General features: G+C 29.4%; 17 protein-coding genes, 5 tRNA genes and 1 pseudogene. 4 read left to right on the top strand and 19 right to left on the bottom strand.

Annotated elements, in window-relative coordinates; all coding sequences use genetic code 11:
* The 5 genes from WAO56_RS10325 to WAO56_RS10305 are packed head-to-tail and all read right to left on the bottom strand — an operon-like array spanning window position 1 to window position 6165.
* Window positions 1-2280, bottom strand: a complete 2280-nt coding sequence (locus tag WAO56_RS10325) for a xanthine dehydrogenase family protein molybdopterin-binding subunit (protein WP_422143524.1) — start codon at window positions 2278-2280, stop codon at window positions 1-3.
* Window positions 2270-3049: an FAD binding domain-containing protein gene (locus WAO56_RS10320; RefSeq protein ID WP_422143523.1), complete on the bottom strand. Its 780-nt coding sequence runs from the start codon at window positions 3047-3049 to the stop codon at window positions 2270-2272. The genes WAO56_RS10325 and WAO56_RS10320 overlap by 11 nt, the downstream gene beginning before the upstream one ends.
* 15 nt (window positions 3050-3064) lie before the next feature.
* Window positions 3065-3505 (bottom strand): (2Fe-2S)-binding protein, encoded by a 441-nt coding sequence (locus tag WAO56_RS10315; RefSeq protein WP_422143522.1) that lies wholly within the window; start codon window positions 3503-3505, stop codon window positions 3065-3067.
* 52 nt (window positions 3506-3557) lie between these two features.
* Window positions 3558-4973, bottom strand: coding sequence for an amidohydrolase family protein (locus WAO56_RS10310; protein WP_422143521.1), 1416 nt, complete (start codon window positions 4971-4973; stop codon window positions 3558-3560).
* A 13-nt stretch (window positions 4974-4986) separates the two neighbouring features.
* A complete protein-coding gene (locus WAO56_RS10305; RefSeq protein WP_422143520.1) occupies window positions 4987-6165 on the bottom strand; it encodes a YgeY family selenium metabolism-linked hydrolase in 1179 nt (392 codons plus the stop codon).
* 195 nt (window positions 6166-6360) lie between these two features.
* Here WAO56_RS10305 and WAO56_RS10300 point away from each other — a divergent pair, with 195 nt between their 5' ends.
* Both WAO56_RS10300 and WAO56_RS10295 read left to right on the top strand, forming a co-directional pair.
* The gene (locus WAO56_RS10300; RefSeq protein WP_422143519.1) at window positions 6361-7065 is read left to right on the top strand and encodes a GntR family transcriptional regulator; all 705 of its coding nucleotides are present in this window, start codon (window positions 6361-6363) and stop codon (window positions 7063-7065) included.
* 743 nt (window positions 7066-7808) lie between these two features.
* A complete protein-coding gene (locus tag WAO56_RS10295) occupies window positions 7809-8003 on the top strand; it encodes a hypothetical protein (protein ID WP_422143518.1) in 195 nt (64 codons plus the stop codon).
* 95 nt (window positions 8004-8098) lie between these two features.
* On the opposite strand, the gene WAO56_RS10290 is transcribed toward WAO56_RS10295, so the two are convergent.
* The 3 genes and pseudogenes from WAO56_RS10290 to tnpA form a co-directional block, all read right to left on the bottom strand.
* Window positions 8099-8539: a hypothetical protein gene (locus WAO56_RS10290; RefSeq protein WP_422146357.1), complete on the bottom strand. Its 441-nt coding sequence runs from the start codon at window positions 8537-8539 to the stop codon at window positions 8099-8101.
* 164 nt (window positions 8540-8703) lie between these two features.
* The gene (locus WAO56_RS10285) at window positions 8704-8877 is read right to left on the bottom strand and encodes a hypothetical protein (protein WP_422143516.1); all 174 of its coding nucleotides are present in this window, start codon (window positions 8875-8877) and stop codon (window positions 8704-8706) included.
* A gap of 648 nt (window positions 8878-9525) precedes the next feature.
* A pseudogene (gene tnpA / locus WAO56_RS10280) lies at window positions 9526-9974 on the bottom strand (IS200/IS605 family transposase).
* 280 nt (window positions 9975-10254) lie between these two features.
* Between tnpA and WAO56_RS10275 the strand changes: the two are divergent.
* Window positions 10255-10425: a hypothetical protein gene (locus tag WAO56_RS10275; protein WP_422143515.1), complete on the top strand. Its 171-nt coding sequence runs from the start codon at window positions 10255-10257 to the stop codon at window positions 10423-10425.
* A 106-nt stretch (window positions 10426-10531) separates the two neighbouring features.
* Here the strand turns inward: WAO56_RS10275 and WAO56_RS10270 are convergent, their stop codons facing one another.
* The 6 genes from WAO56_RS10270 to WAO56_RS10245 form a co-directional block, all read right to left on the bottom strand.
* Window positions 10532-10768: a hypothetical protein gene (locus WAO56_RS10270; RefSeq protein WP_422146356.1), complete on the bottom strand. Its 237-nt coding sequence runs from the start codon at window positions 10766-10768 to the stop codon at window positions 10532-10534.
* 214 nt (window positions 10769-10982) lie between these two features.
* Window positions 10983-12365, bottom strand: a complete 1383-nt coding sequence (locus WAO56_RS10265; RefSeq protein ID WP_422143514.1) for a hypothetical protein — start codon at window positions 12363-12365, stop codon at window positions 10983-10985.
* 426 nt (window positions 12366-12791) lie between these two features.
* Window positions 12792-16538, bottom strand: coding sequence for a restriction endonuclease subunit S (locus WAO56_RS10260; protein ID WP_422143513.1), 3747 nt, complete (start codon window positions 16536-16538; stop codon window positions 12792-12794).
* A gap of 430 nt (window positions 16539-16968) precedes the next feature.
* On the bottom strand, window positions 16969-17358 hold the full coding sequence (locus tag WAO56_RS10255; RefSeq protein WP_422143512.1) for a type II toxin-antitoxin system HicB family antitoxin: 390 nt from the start codon (window positions 17356-17358) through the stop codon (window positions 16969-16971).
* A 40-nt stretch (window positions 17359-17398) separates the two neighbouring features.
* Window positions 17399-17587, bottom strand: coding sequence for a type II toxin-antitoxin system HicA family toxin (locus WAO56_RS10250; RefSeq protein WP_422143511.1), 189 nt, complete (start codon window positions 17585-17587; stop codon window positions 17399-17401).
* 149 nt (window positions 17588-17736) lie between these two features.
* Window positions 17737-17880 carry a hypothetical protein gene (locus WAO56_RS10245; RefSeq protein WP_422146355.1) on the bottom strand — a complete coding sequence of 48 codons (144 nt, stop codon included), beginning with the start codon at window positions 17878-17880 and terminating at the stop codon, window positions 17737-17739.
* Between the two features lie 30 nt (window positions 17881-17910).
* Here WAO56_RS10245 and WAO56_RS10240 point away from each other — a divergent pair, with 30 nt between their 5' ends.
* Window positions 17911-18327, top strand: a complete 417-nt coding sequence (locus WAO56_RS10240; protein ID WP_422143510.1) for a tyrosine-type recombinase/integrase — start codon at window positions 17911-17913, stop codon at window positions 18325-18327.
* A 124-nt stretch (window positions 18328-18451) separates the two neighbouring features.
* Here WAO56_RS10240 and WAO56_RS10235 read toward each other — a convergent pair.
* The 5 genes from WAO56_RS10235 to WAO56_RS10215 form a co-directional block, all read right to left on the bottom strand.
* Window positions 18452-18528, bottom strand: a tRNA-Arg gene (locus tag WAO56_RS10235).
* Window positions 18529-18568: 40 nt separating this feature from the next.
* Window positions 18569-18643 (bottom strand) — tRNA-Gly (locus WAO56_RS10230).
* Between the two features lie 33 nt (window positions 18644-18676).
* Window positions 18677-18762 (bottom strand) — tRNA-Tyr (locus WAO56_RS10225).
* A 10-nt stretch (window positions 18763-18772) separates the two neighbouring features.
* Window positions 18773-18848, bottom strand: a tRNA-Thr gene (locus WAO56_RS10220).
* 3 nt (window positions 18849-18851) lie between these two features.
* Window positions 18852-18928: transfer RNA gene (locus WAO56_RS10215), tRNA-Asp, on the bottom strand.
* Between the last annotated feature and the right edge of the window lie 67 nt (window positions 18929-18995).

Here is an 18995-nt window from a genome sequence, read left to right as displayed (position 1 = left end):
CTAATCCACCTTTCTTTCTAAAGCCTCTATTATTTTTTCAGCAGTTATAGGTAGAGATCTTATTCTTGCTCCACAAGCATTATATATAGCATCTGCTATTGCTGGAGCTGGTGAATTTGTAACTAATTCCGCTATTGATTTTGCACCAAAGGGACCTGTTGGCTCTTTTTCAGGGCAAAAATCTACAACTATCTCTCCTATATCCCTTCTTGTTGGAATGTTATAATTAAAGAAATTGTTTGTTAATAATTTTCCTTTATTGCTGTATATTACATCTTCATATAGGGCAAGGCCTATTCCCTGGGTTATTCCTCCTTCTGCCTGTATTCTAGCAAGATTAGGATTAATAACCTGTCCACAATCTATTACAGAAACATATTTTAAAATATCTACTTTACCTGTTAGGGTATTTACTTCTACTTCTACAAAACTTACTGCATATGGTCTTGGAGTATCTCCTATACCAAAGGTTGCATCAGCTATAATTGCTTCTGCATTTGGACTTACAGCCGAATCTATTCCTAGTTGTTTTAATGTAACAGATTCATTGTTTTCAGTATTTACAACTTTGCCTTTCTCCAATTTCATTTTTTCTATATTTACATTTAAATATTTTTTAGATTTTTCAAATATTTTTTCTTTTATTTTTTCACAAGCCATAACAACTGCATTTCCAGTTAAATATGTTGTGCAAGAAGCATAGGCCCCCTTATCGTAAGGGCAACTATCTGTATCTCCTGATACTAGGTTTACTCCTTCCATATCTGTATTTAAGGCTTTTGCAGCTATTTGAAGCAATATGGTATCTGAACCTGTTCCTAGATCAGAGGAACTTGTAAAGACTGTAAAGGTTCCATCTTCTTGTAATCTTATTAATACTGTTGCAACATCAATGTTGGAAACTCCTGAACTATGAGTTGCATGTCCCATTCCAACACCTCTTTTTATATGGCCCTTATCTTCTGGTCTATATCTTTTATTATCCCAATCTATTAATTCTTTTCCTCTTTTAATACATTCTTCTATATTAAAACTTCCAATAGTACTTTTATTTAACCCACCAATATGTCCAGATCTTATAGTATTTTTCAATTTAACTTCTACCGGGTCAAGGCCTAGTTTTTCCGATAACTCATTTATAGCAGAATCCAAAGCAAAGGTTCCTTGAGGAGTTCCATAACCTCTCATAGCACCTGCTGAAACTCTATTAGTGTAATAGGTTAAAGCCTTGTAATCTATGGAATTAATTATCGAATAAATAGGTAGGGTATTTTGACCTGCCTCCATTGTAACTGCTGGACCATTTGAACCATAGGCCCCTGTATTATTGTAACCTCTCATTTTTATTCCATTGATTTTACCATCTTTATTAGCACCTATTACTAAATCAAAATCCATTTCATGTCTAGTACTTGTTGCATTAAAATTTTCTATTCTATCGTAAATAATCATAGAAGGTCTTTTAGTTTTCCATGTTACAAAACCTACTATTGGTTCTGTTATACAAACATTTTTTCCACCAAAACCTCCACCTATTCTTATTCGTCGCATTCTAACTTGATTTAAACTTAAACCTAAAACCTTAGCAACTTGCCTTCTCATATGGTAAATAGATTGATTTGCGGATATTATTTCCAGTCTGCCTCTTTCATCAATTTTTGCATAAGCCCTTAATGTTTCCATCATTGCATGGGCTTGAGCATGAGTAGAATAAGAAGCTGAGAAAACGATATCCGAATTATTTATTTCAGATTCTATATCTCCATAACCCATATGGAACTTACTAACTATATTTTTTTTAGGATCATATCCAAAGTCAAAAGGTTCAAACCCATCATCTTCCTTATGGATAATATCCTTAAGATCTAAGGAATCTTTCTTAGTTAATATCGGTTCAAAAACCTTATATTTAACTTTTATTAGTTTTTCTGCTCTATTACAAGCCTCAATATTTTCACCTACTATTAGGGCAACTTCATCACCAATATACCTTACTATTTTTTCTAATAGAATTCTGTCATGAGGAGATGCCTCTGGATATGATTCACCACATTCCGTATACCTTATTTGCTCAACATCTCTATATGTATATATGGCAACAATATCTTCTAATTTTTCAGCCCTACTCGTATCTATATCAATTATTTCAGCAAAGGCATAGGGACTTCTTTTTACTTTTATATATAGTAAATTTCTGTAATCTATATAGTCTTCAGTATAACTTTTACCGCCAAGTAAATTTCCCTCATAATCTATTTTTTTTATGGAATTACCTATCATAATATTCACCTGCTATATCTCTAATTTCCATAAACATATCTTCTAGTAGTCTTTCTCTTATAAAATTAGAAGCCTTAATATTAGTTCCTAATTCTAGTTCTTTCAAATCATCTTCTGATAATTTTTTATCTTCTTTAATATAATTTCCTAAAAAATCAAATCTTTTTGCTTTTTGAGGTCTAGCACCAATGGCTATTTTTATATCCTTGTCAAATAATACTGCTAAATTTAATTGAGGAATATCCATTTTTATTAATCGTCTTGATAGGTAAATACCTTTTTTAAGAGTTTTTCCTATAATTATTTCCATTAAAATATCTCTTTCTGGTCTAATATCCATATATTCAGAAACAGAAATAACACCTTTTTTGAAAAACCTTAATTTTGCATCTAGCACCAACAATACAGGCATAATATCTGAAAATCCATATTTAGCCCAAACAGAACCACCTATTGTTGCAGTATTTTTCAATTGTATACCTGCACCTATTTCATTTATGGCTTTTGAAAGAATTCCATCTCCTAGTTTTTTCACTAAAGGATTTATCTCCACATCTCTTAAAGTATTAGAGGCTCCAATAAATATAGTATCTTCATCTTCTTTTATATAATTCAAGTCTAAAGAATTTATATCTATACCTATGTTTTTTTTCCTTTTAGAAATACTTGAAAAGCACCCTCCACCAAGGATTACATTACTTTTGCTTTTATTTAAAACCTCATATGCTTCTTCAATAGTGCTGGGAGTAAAATATTTTTTTAATTCCATTTTATTTTCCTCTCATTATATATTAAAATACTTTTCTATAGCTCTTAATTGTCCTTGATATCCTGTACATCTACATAAATTAGCCTTTAAAGAATCATTTATTTCATCTATTGTAGGCTTATCATTTTCAAACTCTAAACCTATTATTGTATTAATAAGAGCCGGACCACAATAGCCGCATTGGTCTGCTCCCTCTTCTGCTAATAAGCTTGCAATTTTCCTTGCTTTGTCACCAAAGCCCTCAACTGTAAAAATTTCTTTGCCAGATGCTCTATTAGTTAAATAAGAACAGGATAAAACAGGTTTTCTATCTACAATAACTGTACAAACACAACATGATGCTGTATTACATCCACGTCTTACAGAATTAAAGCCAAGTCTTCGTAATGTATCTAAAAGTTTTTCACCTGGTGAAATATCTATATTATATTTTTTATTATTTACTAATAATTCCATTGCTAACCTCTACTTTTCTTAATAAACCCTAGAAAATTTATAAACAATAATCTTAATTATTGTCTAAATAATGATTCCACTTATGCCCAGAACCTCTATTTGTAATATTAGCTCTTAAACATAAATCCTCTGCAATATTATTAATATCTTCATATAGTTTTTTCTCATCATTTATAGATGTTATTTTTCCATTATCCAATATAATCCTACCGTCAATAATAACTGTTTCAATATTTTGACATGATGAAGAATATACTAAAGTTGAAACTGGATTATGTAAAGGTATGGCCTTTGGATTTAAATATGGATTAAATATAACTAAATCTGCTAATTTCCCTTTCTCTATAGAACCAATTTCTTTTTCCATTCCTATTGCCCTAGCACCATCAATCGTTGCCATTTCAAGTACTTTTTCTGCCGTCATTGCTATAGGGTCTAGTTTATCAACCTTATGTAATAAGGCTGTAGTTTTCATTAATTCAATCATATCCTGTGCATTATTACTTGCAGCTCCATCTACTCCTAGGCCAACAGTTAATCCTGACTTAAGCATTTCCGGAATTGGAGCAACTCCTGAGGATAAATACATATTACTAAGTACATTATGAGAAATTTTCATCTTATATTTAGCTGCCCTTGCTATTTCCTCTTCCGTTAAATAAACTGTATGGACCATTAAAACATTGCTACCTGTAATATTTAATTTTTCCAATAGTTCAAAATCATTACAGCCATAAAGTTCAGTTGTAGCTTGTCTATCAAATGGTGTTTCTGAAATATGAGATGTATACCATGAATTATATTCATTTGCTAAATCATAAAGAAGTTTATGCATTTCTAAAGTACATTCCCACATTGCAGCTGGTCCCGTCCAAATTTTTATTTTCCCATTATTAGAATTATGATAGTTTTCAAAAAGCCTACGTATATCCTCTTCTACTGTATGTAAGTCTTGCATAGTGGCTTTTTGTACTCCATATTCTTCACCAGTATTTTGTACACATCTAGCTAATATTCCTCTTTGTCCAACATCTATAAAAGCTTTAATTATTCCATCGGATAAATTTGCCCTATTATGTGCATACATGTAGTCTAAATTAGTGGTCATACCACTTTTTATTCCTTCAACAACCCCTCCCATAGCAGCATAATAAACATCTTCTTCTGTTAATATTGTTGAAGCTGGAAAAGTCATTGTAGATAACCACTTATCTAATCTCATGTCATCTCCAAGTCCTTTTAATAATACTTGGAATAAATGATTATGGGTATTTATAAAACCAGGAAATACAACTTTCCCATTTAAATCTCTAGTACTTACTTCCTTATACTTTTCCCCTTCTAAAGAATTCATATCTCCAATATCTACTATCTTATTATTAACAATATAAATAAATCCTTTTTCTATAATATCTCTATTTGGATTTACCGTTACAATTTGTCCGTTAATTAATAATAATTCATTCATATTTAATCCTCTTCTATTTATATATTTCATTTAAAATATTAAAATATCCATTAAGAGCTTTATCCAGTTGCTCCACTTCTATATATTCATCATCTGTATGTGCAATATTTTCATGAGAAGGACCAAAACCAATTGTCATTATTCCCTTTTCTCCAGCATAATGACTACCATTAGTACAAAAAGAATAATTTGTAATCTCTGGATCTAGTCCACTATTTAATAAACCATTATAAGCCTTTCTTATTAACGGTTCATCCTTATCATATATCCAACCTGGGAAAAATCGACTACTAGCTATTTTCTCTCCTGTATAACAAATCTTTTCTTCCTCAGCTATAGAAACCTTTACTTCAACACCTTTTTCTTCCTTAAACTTATTAATGACCTCTCTTATTGGGTCTAGTACAGAATCGACAGTTTCCCCTACTAATAATCTTCTATCATAAGTTGCTCTACAATAATCTGGAATAACCGATGAACCAGGATATGGTTTAGAAATAATATCTGTAAGAACCAATATTCCTTCCCCTAATTTTTCTTGGTAAGGTGGTTTAATATTTTCTATTCTTTGTATAAGTTCAGACATTAATAAAACAGCATTTATACCTTTTTCTGGATTGGCAGAATGGGCAGAAGTACCATATGTTTCTACTACTATTTCAGCTCTACCCCTTTGGCCTATTTTAAGATTTAATTCGGAAGCTTCCCCGATTATTACAAAATCCGGATTAGTTATATCGCTAACAGATCTTGGAGCTACACCTTCAAATATTTCTTCAAATACGGATCCGGAAACATAAATTTTCCCTGAAAAATCTTTCTTACTTTCTTCCGCAAACTTTGCTACTGCTACAGCCATTGAACTTAAAGCCCCCTTCATGTCAGAAGCACCTCGGCCATAAATTTTACCATTATCCTCTACTGCTCCAAAGGGAGGATAGGTCCATTTTTTTTCGTCTACTTCAACAGTATCAATATGTCCATCAAATAAAGTAATAAGGTTATTTCCATCACTTCTCTTTCCATGGATTCCACCAATACAAGAACCATACTTATCTACTATTATTTCATCAAATCCACAATCTTTATAAAACTGTTTTAAAACTTCAACAGCATCTTTTTCCCTTCCTGAATACGATTGCTTAGAAATTAAATCCTTAGTTAAATCTATGTTTTTTTTAGACCAATTCAAAATAATATCCTCCTTTGTAATATGTAATATATTGCATATATCTTTGGTTATAGTATATATTATTAGAATATGAACGTCAATTTATCAACTATTTTATTTCTAATATAACGCTCCTACCTAAATGTATGATAAAATATAGAAAATATACTAAGATTAATAATAATTTATCATTTTATATAGAAAAGAGGAAATATCATGCCATTACCTAAGCAAGAAAATAAAGTACATAAAAAAAGTACAAAAGAAATAGTATATAATGAACTTTTGGATTTAATTATAAAAGGAACTCTCAAGCCTGGAGAAAAACTTAATGAAACAGAATTAACAGAATATTTTGGAGTAAGTAGAACTCCTATTAGAGAGGCCATACAACTTTTAAAGGAAGTTAAGCTAGTTAAAATAATTCCAGGACAATCTACAATTGTTGAAGCTATTAATTTAAAGGATATGGATGATTGTTATTTAGTACTTACTAATTTACAGGTATTTGCTATAGAATCAGCCTTTCCTAATATAAGAGAAGAAGATATAGAATATTTAAATATCCTATTAGATAATTTTAATATAGCTTCTAAAAAAGAATCCTTACAAGAAGTAGTAAAATTAGACAATGATTTTCATGATTATTTAGTAGAATTATCTAATAACTCTTACTTAATAGATATAATAAACATGTTGCAACTACACGTTACTAGATTAAAATATCTATATTTTGATGATGAGGATATGAGGAGATTTTCCATTGATGAACATAGAAAGATTCTAGATTTATTGGAAAAAAATAATATAGAGAAAACTAAGGACATGATGTACAAACATTGGGAAAGGGTTCGTAAAACAAGTCTTAAAATTGCTGATAGTAAATTAAATTCAAAAAATAATAAAGAAGATAAAAAATAATTTATAAAAACACTAACTTAGTAATTAATAGTTTTCTAAGTAAATAAAAGAGTTTATACAGGCTACAAACAGTATTAAATGAATTTATTATCCATTATTAGCCCTATAATAATTTTATTCAAATATTATAAGTATTATAAAAATAAAAACACCTTACAGAATTGATTAAGTCAATACTATAAGGTGTTTTTACTGGCGTACCATAGAGGATTCGAACCCCTGACCTTCTGGTCCGTAGGCAAGTTGTTTATATGTATTTAACTGGATTACAACGTTGTTTTGTCGCCTACTTGTCGTCTACGTACTCGTTTTTAATGATATATATTAAAGCTATATCAAAACTTTCCATCAATTATATATAAGCGTGGATTTTATTCTACGTCTTTTTTGTGTAAAAAGATTTAACTAATACTTGACTTTATATACCGTATGCGGTATAGTGTGTTTAAGCTCAAAGAAGAAAGGAGTTGAAAAGATGAATGGGTATATAAAAATAGTAGCCGACCTAATACAATCAATACTGGGGCTAGCCACCGCAATAATCTTGTACAAGACAGCTACTACAAATAATAAAAAGGGAGATTAGCTCCCTTCCCCTTAAAGGGGTATTCTATTAATTAAATTATAACTCATTCAAAAATCATATGCAAACTATACAAGTTATAACACTCATAGTTAGTTTAATAGCATTAGTGATTGCTATACTTGCATTAATTAAGTCAATTAAAAAATAGGAGGAGCTTATGGATAAAAAAACTTCTGATGCTCAATTAAAAGCTACTAGAAATTGGGAAAAGAGGAATAAAGAAAAAGCGAAGATAGGAAGCTATAGAAGAACAGCAAGATTATTTATAAAAACTTATGCAACTCTTGAAGACATTGAAGAATTGAAAGGTTTAATTGACGAAAGGATAAAGGTGATACAGGAGGATAAATAAATCCTCCTATTTTATTGCATGAAAAGGAAGGTGGTTAGTCTTCCTTAGAATGATTTTAATCGAATAACGTAGTAAGTTTTTTAATGTAAAAATATTTATTTCAGTTCTTTTAAAAGCTGCATTAAATACTTTTCTTCAAAATAATTTAATTCTTCAGAATCTAATTTTCTTTCACCAAATACAACAAATCCATTGTCTTCATAAAATTGGATTAATTTTTCTTTATCCTCACATTCTAAATAAACGAACTTACCACTACTAGCTATTTGAATTTCTCTAACTTTATCGCATGCTAATTTTAATAATTCATCTCCGGTTATCAACTTGTCATAACCTTTATCATAGTTTTTTCCAAGTTGTGCAATTAATCCAAACGATGCTGTATAAGATTTAGAAACATCATTATAAGTTGCATGATATCTTATCTTCTTTGCCAATGTGTTAGAGATTTTTTTCTTTAGCACATCTATTGGTTTAGTTGCTATAGTATAATAGCCTGCTAATACTTTTTCTTTTTTATAAGATATAAATACCAAGTACGTTGAAGAAAATCGTCTCTTAGCAAATTCGATAGCCTTTTCATGTAAAAACATTTCGACATCCTTATTATGTGGACAATAATAAGAAGAGAGGATATCTTTCGTATAATCCTCTCCTGCTTCTTCAATTAAGTCTCTTAATCCAATCTGAAAAATAGGCACTATTCAATACCTAAAACCTTTTTTATCTCATTTTTTCTAACATTCATCACATTTTGTTTTATAACTACTTCTTTTTCTTTTTTTCCTGCTGCATTTTCTAAAGCATTTATAAATCTACTTGCATCTTTTTCCTTTTTTATTACAACTGTTTTTAATATACTTTTAGTAGCCATAATTTTACCCCCTTCGTCCAGCCTGTAATTAGCGTCATCACTAAAACTACAAGAGGAAAACAATTCCACATAATAAATTACACAGACTTATTGCACATCTTGTGTATACATTATATAAACTTTTTTCCGTAAAAGCAACACCTACAGTGATAGTTTTACGTATATTTACACTAATTTTGTACCATAAACCGAACAAATAGACATTTATCTCACTTTGTAGTTTGTTACGATTTATTTATATATTATTCCCTTTTTTGTAAAATCTTAAACTATCTTTGAGTATTTTAAAATATCTTTAAAGCTACTTAAAGTGATTTTCTACAACATATACGAATTATAATAGAAAATATAGTATTTTTATACACTAAATGTAATTTCTTATTGTTTTTAGTTTCTAATTTTGTACCCCCCCAATTATAGTCTATTTTAAGCCATTACCTCCAAAATCGCCATATAATCGCCTATAAACAGAAAGAGGTACTAAACTATGGCTTGATTTAGCCATAAACAAGATTTAATGTCTGGAAATCATAACTGCCGGCTAAGCCGGCAGTATGTTCTGCTCCTATAAGGAGCTTTTACCAGCTGCACTTGTAAGTGCTTGAATTATCCGACTCTTGCTCTCTTTTTCAGCTAATGCTAAAGCATTTATTTTTTGCTTTTATTTACTGACTCACCCGTAAACGGGTCCATATACTCCTTTAAACTAATTTGATCTGTTAATTTATCTTCTTGAATTTGATTACGTATATATTTGGCTATCTTTTTCTCGTTCTTTCCTACAGTATCTACGTAGTATCCTCTACACAAAAATGTCTATTTCCATATTTGTATTTTAAATTTGTATGGCAAGAAAATATAATTCAACTACACTTACCTTTTAATCATCCCACGATTTATGAAATTCTATATTCAGGTTCGATTTTACTTGACATATGCATAAGGTCTATACATAGTTAAGCTTAAATTAATTCTACTCTTTTTTTATACAAATCTCTAAATATTGTTCCCATGCCTTTTACTAGTTTGCCATAAACTACCTGTCTTCTAAACTGGGTGTTAAATAATACATGATCTTTGTATTCTCTTTTATTTATTCTTACAGATTATCCCCCTGCAGTCTCAATTTTGGTCAAATAACCTAACTAGTTTATAAGACTAAGATTATCATCTTGCTTTTATCTAAAGTTTTTTGTCTCTCCTTCATTGCAAAAAATATTATTCAAGCTGAATTATACAGTAAAAACCCATCTAAATCTATTAGATTTAGATGGGTTTTTATATACTCATGGCAGGGACAACCCGTATGGGTATAAAAGTGATGTTAATGTTATAATAGAAGGTAATGTATTGATATTTAACTTGTAGGAGGAAAATGTGGAAGAATTACTTTTAAAAGATATTAATAACCGCTTTATAATAATAGATAGAAATGACTTAAATTTAGTTTGTGAATTATTACAAAGTGATGCCCTGCTATTCTATGATGATGTCTTAAGAGTATTTGATCATAGAGAAAATTATATAACTGACTTAATTCTTGTCTAACAACAACAAAATAAATATGAAAATAGACTTAGAGTATCTATTTTCATATTTATTAATTTGATTAATAGGCTGTACATTTATACATATTCGTCTATAATTCTATAATTTAGTTCATAATATTCCCTATCGAAATCAATATATTTAGCATTAATAATAAAAGCGTAGGTGTTGATAATAACAATAGAATTAATACTACTATTTTTTCAAAAGCATTTTTAATTTCCTTGTATTTTTGAAAAACAAAAAAGACACCATATAAATATATAACAAATAGGAATACTATAACTAATAATATTATTAGTTTTTTTATAAATGGTACTGTGTTAAATCTATCATTTATCATATTTAGACTTGTTATTATCGTTAGAGGGCCTATTTCAAATATTAGCATTATGCTATTCAATATAGACCTTTTTCCCGAATCATTTATAAAAAAACTCAATAATAAAGTAATAATAAAAAATATAGTTAGTGCTATAATCACCCAAAAATCTAATTTGTTTAAATAATAAAATATTATTTCAAACATATATACCTCCATTAATATATTAAATAAGTTAATTTGTATATGTTAAAGTCGCAGTCGCTGATATTCTAAAATGCCAATAATTTAAATTCACCGTTTTCATTTCAGCCCAACTTGAAACATTAGCTCCGTAATAACTACCTGATTTGTACAATCTGGTTATTGTAACCCAATGGTTATTAAAATTATCCCCTTGATCGCTTTCAAAACCACCAATTGCACCTAATGTTAGCATTGATACTGGTGTATTGCTATTTAGCCCATTCTTTATAAAATTTACTTTATCAGTAAGTGAATTACCTTGCGTTATATAATATGATCGTAGATTTACACCCCTAGACTTTCCAAATGCCTCTAACCTTTCCCAGTAATTTTTAGCACTTGGTATTCCAAAAACAGATGGACTCATATAATCATATACTTCTCTCATATGAGAAGTATATCTTTTTATATCATATGCAGCATATTGATACAAAGCGCTGTATTTTGAAATACCAGTGCTATCTAAGTATGCCGCAACGTTTGCTGCCGCAGTTACTCCACACGATTTATTAGCCATCGATATAGAGATTGCCTTATTTCCAATAACATTTTTATAAGCTAACCAAGCTTGATCTCCACCATACAAAGGACCATTATTATTTAAATCATACACTGGTAAAAATGAACCTTTGGTCCATTTTTTTAACGATGCAATAGTACTTGTCGAATTTAATGTCGGTTTCGATATTTCCTCATTCTCTTTTTTATCTATGTTGTACTTAGAAATCTCATCATCTTCAACTACAAATGGCTTGGATAGTTCATCCCCTTCTTCATTTGTAATTTTTCTAAGCGTTTCATAATCTTTATGTCCAATATCTTCCTCAAAGATATTTTCTGGATTAACAAATTCTTGAATTGTATCATCTATTACATTTATTCTTACAATTTCCCTATCCTGTTTAAGATAGAACAAATCCATAAATTCATAATATATTTTTTCATCTTCTAAATAATAAGAATACAGCAAGTTCGATAACTTATAGGAGTCTTCTCCTATTGAGCTAGTTAGTTCCATTATGTTTTCATCATTTATTGAATGTATAGTGTATCCACTATTTTTTATATTTCCATCTTTACTCTTCAATATTGTTAAAATCCCCAGCTCTGTTTCATCAAAGTTATATAACTTGAATGATTTTTCTAAAATAAATTCCCTATCTAAAGATATGTATACATTTTCTTCAACTATACTTTCTATTTCTTCCATGCTTGAAGTTAAGTTAGAGGAAATACTTAGTTCTAATCTATTTTCTTTCTCTATAATTTCTGCTTCTAAGCCTTCCATATTTATCTCTTCTGCATGTGAAATATTATCTACACTAACTAACATTACCATTATAATAAATAATACACTTATAAATTTCTTCATAATATAACCTCCTATTCACTCCCTAAATGTGAAACTACATTTTCTTAAATGATTTTCTAATATCAACAGTAATAAATTAACTATAGATAACGTTTTTTATCGGTTGGAACCTCTTCCTATAAATTTATACAAAAATATAATTTTATATTATATTACCCTTTTTAATAACATTCAAACTTTTCCAATTTAGCATTTTCTATGTAAAGTATTATTGCCAATCAAATAGATAATCCTACGGTGTTCTAGAAAACCTTTGTAGACAATATATAATAATTAAACATCTTAATAAGTACATAATAATGATAAATATCAAACACTAAAATAATACGATAAATAAATCCTCCTATTTTGTTGCATGAAAAAAGGAAGGTGGTTAGTCTTCCTTTAAGAATTTTTTATTTACATTTTATGAATATCTAAGAAATCTTATCCTATATATTCATTAATCATTGTACTAGCTTTTTCTCCTATTATCCTTATTTCATTGTTGAAATTTTCCTTTTCTTTTTCAATTTTTAAAACTTTACTAACAAATTCATTTTGTTTTTCTATATTTGGTATCGGAATACTGAGTTGTGAAATTTTAGCTTTAGATATTTCTGGATATGTCATACCCGAAGCTAATTCTTTTATATTTTCTGACTCATGTTTTAAAATATAATATAAGTATTCATAATTTAAAACATTTGGATTGCAAATGAAGTTTTTATAACCTTGGTTTGTAGCGGTCTCAACCTTTGCTATTGATATATCACCGATGGTAGCTCTACTAGATAGTAAAACAGTATTTATTGGTAAAATTTTGGCATTACTATTTTTAACACCTTCTTTTGTTATTTTCCTCTTTGTGGAGTATAAATATTTATCTTTAGTATCAACTAATGTTGCCCAATTAATGTCACCATCCCAATAATCAGAACGTTTAGTGCTCGGGGTGCCACCGTTTTTTATAATGCATAAATTCGCTAATATTTCTCTCTCCTTGGTATTTTTATAAATGGCTATAATTTCCGATTCAATTTCTTTATCCAAATTTTCACATTTTATTCTTAGATTTGTCTTAATATCATCTATTTCTTTTAATTTTTTTATAATTTCCTCTTGAAATGTCAAAGTAGGAACCGGTATTGAAATATCTTTTATTTTTTCTGCATTTAAGTTTGATTGTGTAACAGCTATCGACTTTTCATGCACTTGGTCCCAGTACAATTTACTTTTTGTCAAATAGAACAAATAATCAGGTAATAATCTATGGTCTGTTATCCTCAGTCTTATTAAATATGAAGCAAATATCATATTTTCATACTTTTTATCTTTATAAATAGTTGATTTACCTACTGAACCACTACGCGCTATCAAAATATCATCGTTCTCCAAAAGATACTTTTCTTTATCTTCTTTGGATACATTTACATATTTACTGTCATTATCTAATTTTATTGATCCATCTTCATTTATATCCGTAATCCTTAAATACCTATAATCTCCAGTATTTTCCGCTTTAGCAGTATACCCATATAATGTTGAAACAAAATCTCCTATTTTGAAAATCGGCCAATTACTTTTTATTTTTTGCTTTTTTTTAATATTAATATCGTTTGTGAATATAGGAGAACTAAATGTTAAAAGATTGCTTAGGTATTCATATGAAATATTTCCAGACATTTGCTCAGCTATTTTAATATTCTTATCAAGAAAATTTGAATAAATATAAGTATTAGCTTTATTCTCATTTATTATATTCTCAACATCATACAATTTGGTACTTTCATCTATGGCTAATCCTCTTTTTATCGAATGAATTCCCTCCATGCCCCTCTTGCTAGAAAATTCATATCCCAAAAATTCTTTTTCTTTATCTTTTATTCCCGTTTTCACAATTACGATTTTTTGTACATACGTCAAAATATAATGATAAATTTTTTCTGATTCCATTTTTAAAATATTTTTTATCAAATTATCTTTATAATTTTTTTCATAGCTTTGATATATTTTATTATTTTTAACCGACTCTTCTGTTATGCCATCTAGCATATGGATATAGTCATCTATTGATATTTCCCAAACTTCATTTACATATTTATTAATAGGATTTTCAATCCCGTTAATAGTAATGTCCTTATGCGTAGTAAAGAACTTTTTTACATTTTCTTTAATGTTGTTATTTATAAAGCTTTCTTTTTTTCTTAAAAATAAAATTACAGTACTTATGTCAGTAGCCATAAATGTATTTTTCCCTAATTCAACAATACCTAAAATATCAAAATTATCAAATATAATCTTTCTAGTTTTTTCGTAGATTCCATTTTTAGATAAGATAGTACTGGGTAAAATTATTCCTGCATATCCCCCTACTTTTAATAATTGCTTCATCCTTTCTATGAATAGACACTCAATTTCAGAACTATTATCGGTTATTTCATCAAACAACTCAAAACTATCTGATCCATCTTTTATAGTTGATTTAAAAGCATTAACCGAATAGGGAGGATTAGCAATTAAAATATCAAATTCTTCGTTATCTTTAATAATCTTTTCTGAATGAAGTTTACCTATGTAATCTTTTGACTTATAGAAGTTGTCAAGTCCATTAGCTCTTATTATATTCGCTTCACCATCACCATTTAAAAAAGAAGCTACCTTGGCTGTTTTTACTAGTCTATAATCTGCATCTATACCATAAACATTTTGCTTTGCCCAAGAAAATGGATCTTCAATAAAACTACTTATCTTTTTCTTTATTGTGGAACCAACTTTGTAACTAGATATGTTATTATTTATTTCCGTAAGAATTCTTTGAACTTCATCCATGTACTCAGTTAGAAAGTGCCCACTCCCTGCTGCATAATCAATCACATATGGAAGAAAATCTATATCATTATTTTTTATTTTATTTTCAATTAATTCCTTAATAGGTAAGCTTTTTATTATAAATTTAGCTACAGGCACAGGAGTGAAAAATTGACCAGATTCTTGTTTTATACTAGTATTTAATAACAGTTCAAAAAAATTGCCAAGGAATTGTTGTTTATGATTATATTTAAACTTATAATTTTGCAATAATTCTACAACTTCTCTAACTACTATAGCATTTTCATTAAATGATTGATCATCATATACCTCTTTAAATGCAAATGCAGGATTCTTTTTTAGCCTTAGATCCTCGTATATTTTTCTCAACAAATCACTATTCTGATTATTTTCACTTAATAGCCTGTTTATTTCCACATCATCATAGTCAGAAACTTTTATGTTTAAAAATTTATCCATTCCTTCTTTATATAGATTATTCAGTCTCATCTGTAAGGACTTATCGTCATCTTCTTCTAATATTTGAAATTGTAATTCTTCATTTTCATCTCTATCTTCATCTATTATTTTACAAATAAACATATTTAATATTTTATTAAATGCATTCGGTTTGTCAGATACTATATTATGCCTTAAGATTTCTGCAAATTGATTAAAAATAATTCCACTATCTTGCGCTGTTAAATCCTTCAATTTTTTCAAGGTTAAACTTTTAGTTTTAATATTATACACAGTACTATCTTCTTCAAAAATTCCACTGTCAAAAAAGTTTTTATTCCAATGTGTATGTATCTCTTCCATATTAGCTAAATTTTTCCAATTATCATTAATTTTAATAATAGAATTTTCATATTGTATATTATTAGATTCGACCTTCGACGTATATATACATAAAAACTCTGTATTTCTATCTTGTGCATAATAACTTAATATTTGTCCGCCGTTTTTTATAGTATTTTGTTTTTCTTTACTATATTCTTTTCCCCAAGTCTTACACTCTATCATTAAATACGCTTTAGATTCTTTAAAAACAAGAATGTCTAACTTCCCTTTTAATTTTCTTCCTAAAGGCCATACATATTCCAAATATATATCTTTTGGATTATATCCCTTTTCTATCAATCTATTAATACATTCCAATACTACAAAATTTTCAGAATTAGAAAAATTACTAGTCGTTTTATCTCCTAGTTTTATTTGTTCATCTTCTATTTTTGATTCATCTTGGTATTTTATTTTTTTGTTCTCAAAATCTACTTCTATTGTATAATCAAATTTATTATAAGTTTTATAATATATCCCTAAGCTTCCGTCTTTAGGCGAAAAGTTCATTAGTTTTAATAGTTTTTTTAAATCATCCACAATTCAACCCTCTATTTCTATTTAAATAATTTAAGGGAGAAAATGTATATATTTCTCCCTTGTTTTTTTATTTCACGTTTATTTTATTTTGTCAAACTCGTTTGGCTAATAGCCCAATTATAATCATAAAGATATCATTTGTCAATATATGAGTTCCCTGACAAAAAGTAGATCAAATAAAATAAAAAACACTTTATTTTTCCTGATTTTATCTAATCCTCACTCATAAATCTCTATATAGCCATTTCCTTCAAAATCGCCGTACAATCGCCTTTAACAACAAAGAGGTACTAAACTATGGCTTGATTTGGTAGTTAATGACTTTTTATCGCTTAAATAAATTATTAAAACAAAAAGCACCTCGCAAAAAATGCAAAGTGCTATAACTTTTTCTATCTCAAGTTATCAAGGTAATTTATACAATGTTATGTTAATTTAAACCTAATTCTTTCTTTAAAGCGCCAACCAAAACGCTAGAAAAATTAATCTTTTTTTGTGTTGCTAATATATCTAACCAAGTAGGTATAGTTAACGTTTTTTTCTTATAAACTGTTTCAACCCTAGATCTTTGATATGGCATCCATATATTAATATAGATTATACTTTGTCCTTCTTCAAGTTTAACATTCACATCTTCTGTTACAAACTCTTCTCCATTATTTTCTAGGTCTACAATATACATTCCTAAACTTTCTTGCGCAACCTCAATAGCATCATCAAGACTTTCTCCGTATACTTCGTTCATGTCTATGCCAGGAAAATAAATATAATATAATTCATCTTCTATTGTTAATACGGCTTTTATATTGATGTTTTCCATTCCTTTCTCCTCCTTGTCAATTAGAGAGTTCAAAGCTGATTTAATTTAAACCAGCTTGTTTTAAAATGCTCTTGATTGTTCTTTTCGGTAAATCCTTTTTAGGATGAGGAACAGTTACTTTTCCCGTTTTAAAGGGATGTTTAAATTGATGATGGCTACCAACCACGTTAACTAATTCCCAACCATCGTCCATCAACATTTTAATAACTCTTTTGCTTTCGTTGCTCAATATTAGTTCCTCCTGTGTACGTACACAACAATGACAAAAGAAAACTAAATAAAGAAACTAAATACTAAAGAAACTAACTAATGACAATTACTATTATAACACGTATTGAATCCGTGTCAAGCATTTGAACATAAAATAATAGGCGAAAATTAACCCGCCTTGTCTACTTTATTAATACTCATACCTGCCTTGAGTGGCTTTACAACATTACTTTTACTCTCCCTTAAAGTATTCTCGATAACATTGGTTAAATAAACATCTGCATTGCCCCTTATATCGTTTAATATATCCAATGTATCTTTATCGAGCTGTCCTTGTAGGAGATGTTAACACTCACTAAGTTCCATATAGATGAGGAAAACGGCATATTTAGACACGGTATCAAGACTGATGCAGGGAAAGACAGAGTACTCCCTATTCATCCACGTATTATGCCCTTTTTTAAAGAAAGAATGAAATCTAAAAGCGAATATATATTTCCATTCCCTAAACAAATAAGAAAAATGAGTGTAGACTATTATAGAAAATATATTTACTATAAATTACTAGAAGAATTAGGAATACAAAAATTAAGTCCTCACCAGTGCAGGCATACTTTTTCCAGTTTGCTAAATAGAAATGTATCTAATAAAGAATACATATCTAGATTAATGGGACATACAGATTATTCCTTAACCGCTAATGTGTACACCCATACAGAAATCGAAGAATTAAAAAAAGCTATAAAAAGTATTGAATAATTTGTCGTCTACCTGTCGTCTACCGTGAAATATTTACTCATATTTAAGTGAATTATTGAAAATATGGCAAAAACAAAAACACCTTGTAAAGCTGATTAAATCAATGCTTTAAGGTGTTTTTTGTTGGCGTACCATAGAGGATTCGAACCCCTGACCTTCTGGTCCGTAGCCAGACGCTCTATCCAGCTGAGCTAATGGTACATATAAGTAAAACACAGAAATATACTCTGTGTTTTATTGTTGGAGCGGAAGACGAGATTCGAACTCGCGACCCTCGCCTTGGCAAGGCGATGCTCTACCACTGAGCCACTTCCGCATATAATTCTATTTTTAAATTTCTAATAAAAATTGGTGGAGGAGAGCGGATTCGAACCACTGAAAGCGTAGCTAACGGATTTACAGTCCGTCCCCTTTAGCCAACTCGGGAACTCCTCCAAATAAAAAATGGAGCTGATGAGAGGACTTGAACCCCCAACCTACTGATTACAAGTCAGTTGCTCTACCAATTGAGCTACATCAGCAAATGGCGACCTGGATCGGGCTCGAACCGACGACCTCCAGCGTGACAGGCTGGCATTCTAACCAACTGAACTACCAGGCCATATATGGTGGGCGGTACAGGGCTCGAACCTGTGACCCCCTGCTTGTAAGGCAGATGCTCTCCCAGC

Source organism: Miniphocaeibacter sp. (assembly GCF_049276255.1).
In the GTDB taxonomy this organism is placed as follows: domain Bacteria; phylum Bacillota; class Clostridia; order Tissierellales; family Peptoniphilaceae; genus Miniphocaeibacter.
This window is presented reverse-complemented; position numbering and strand designations above follow the sequence as displayed.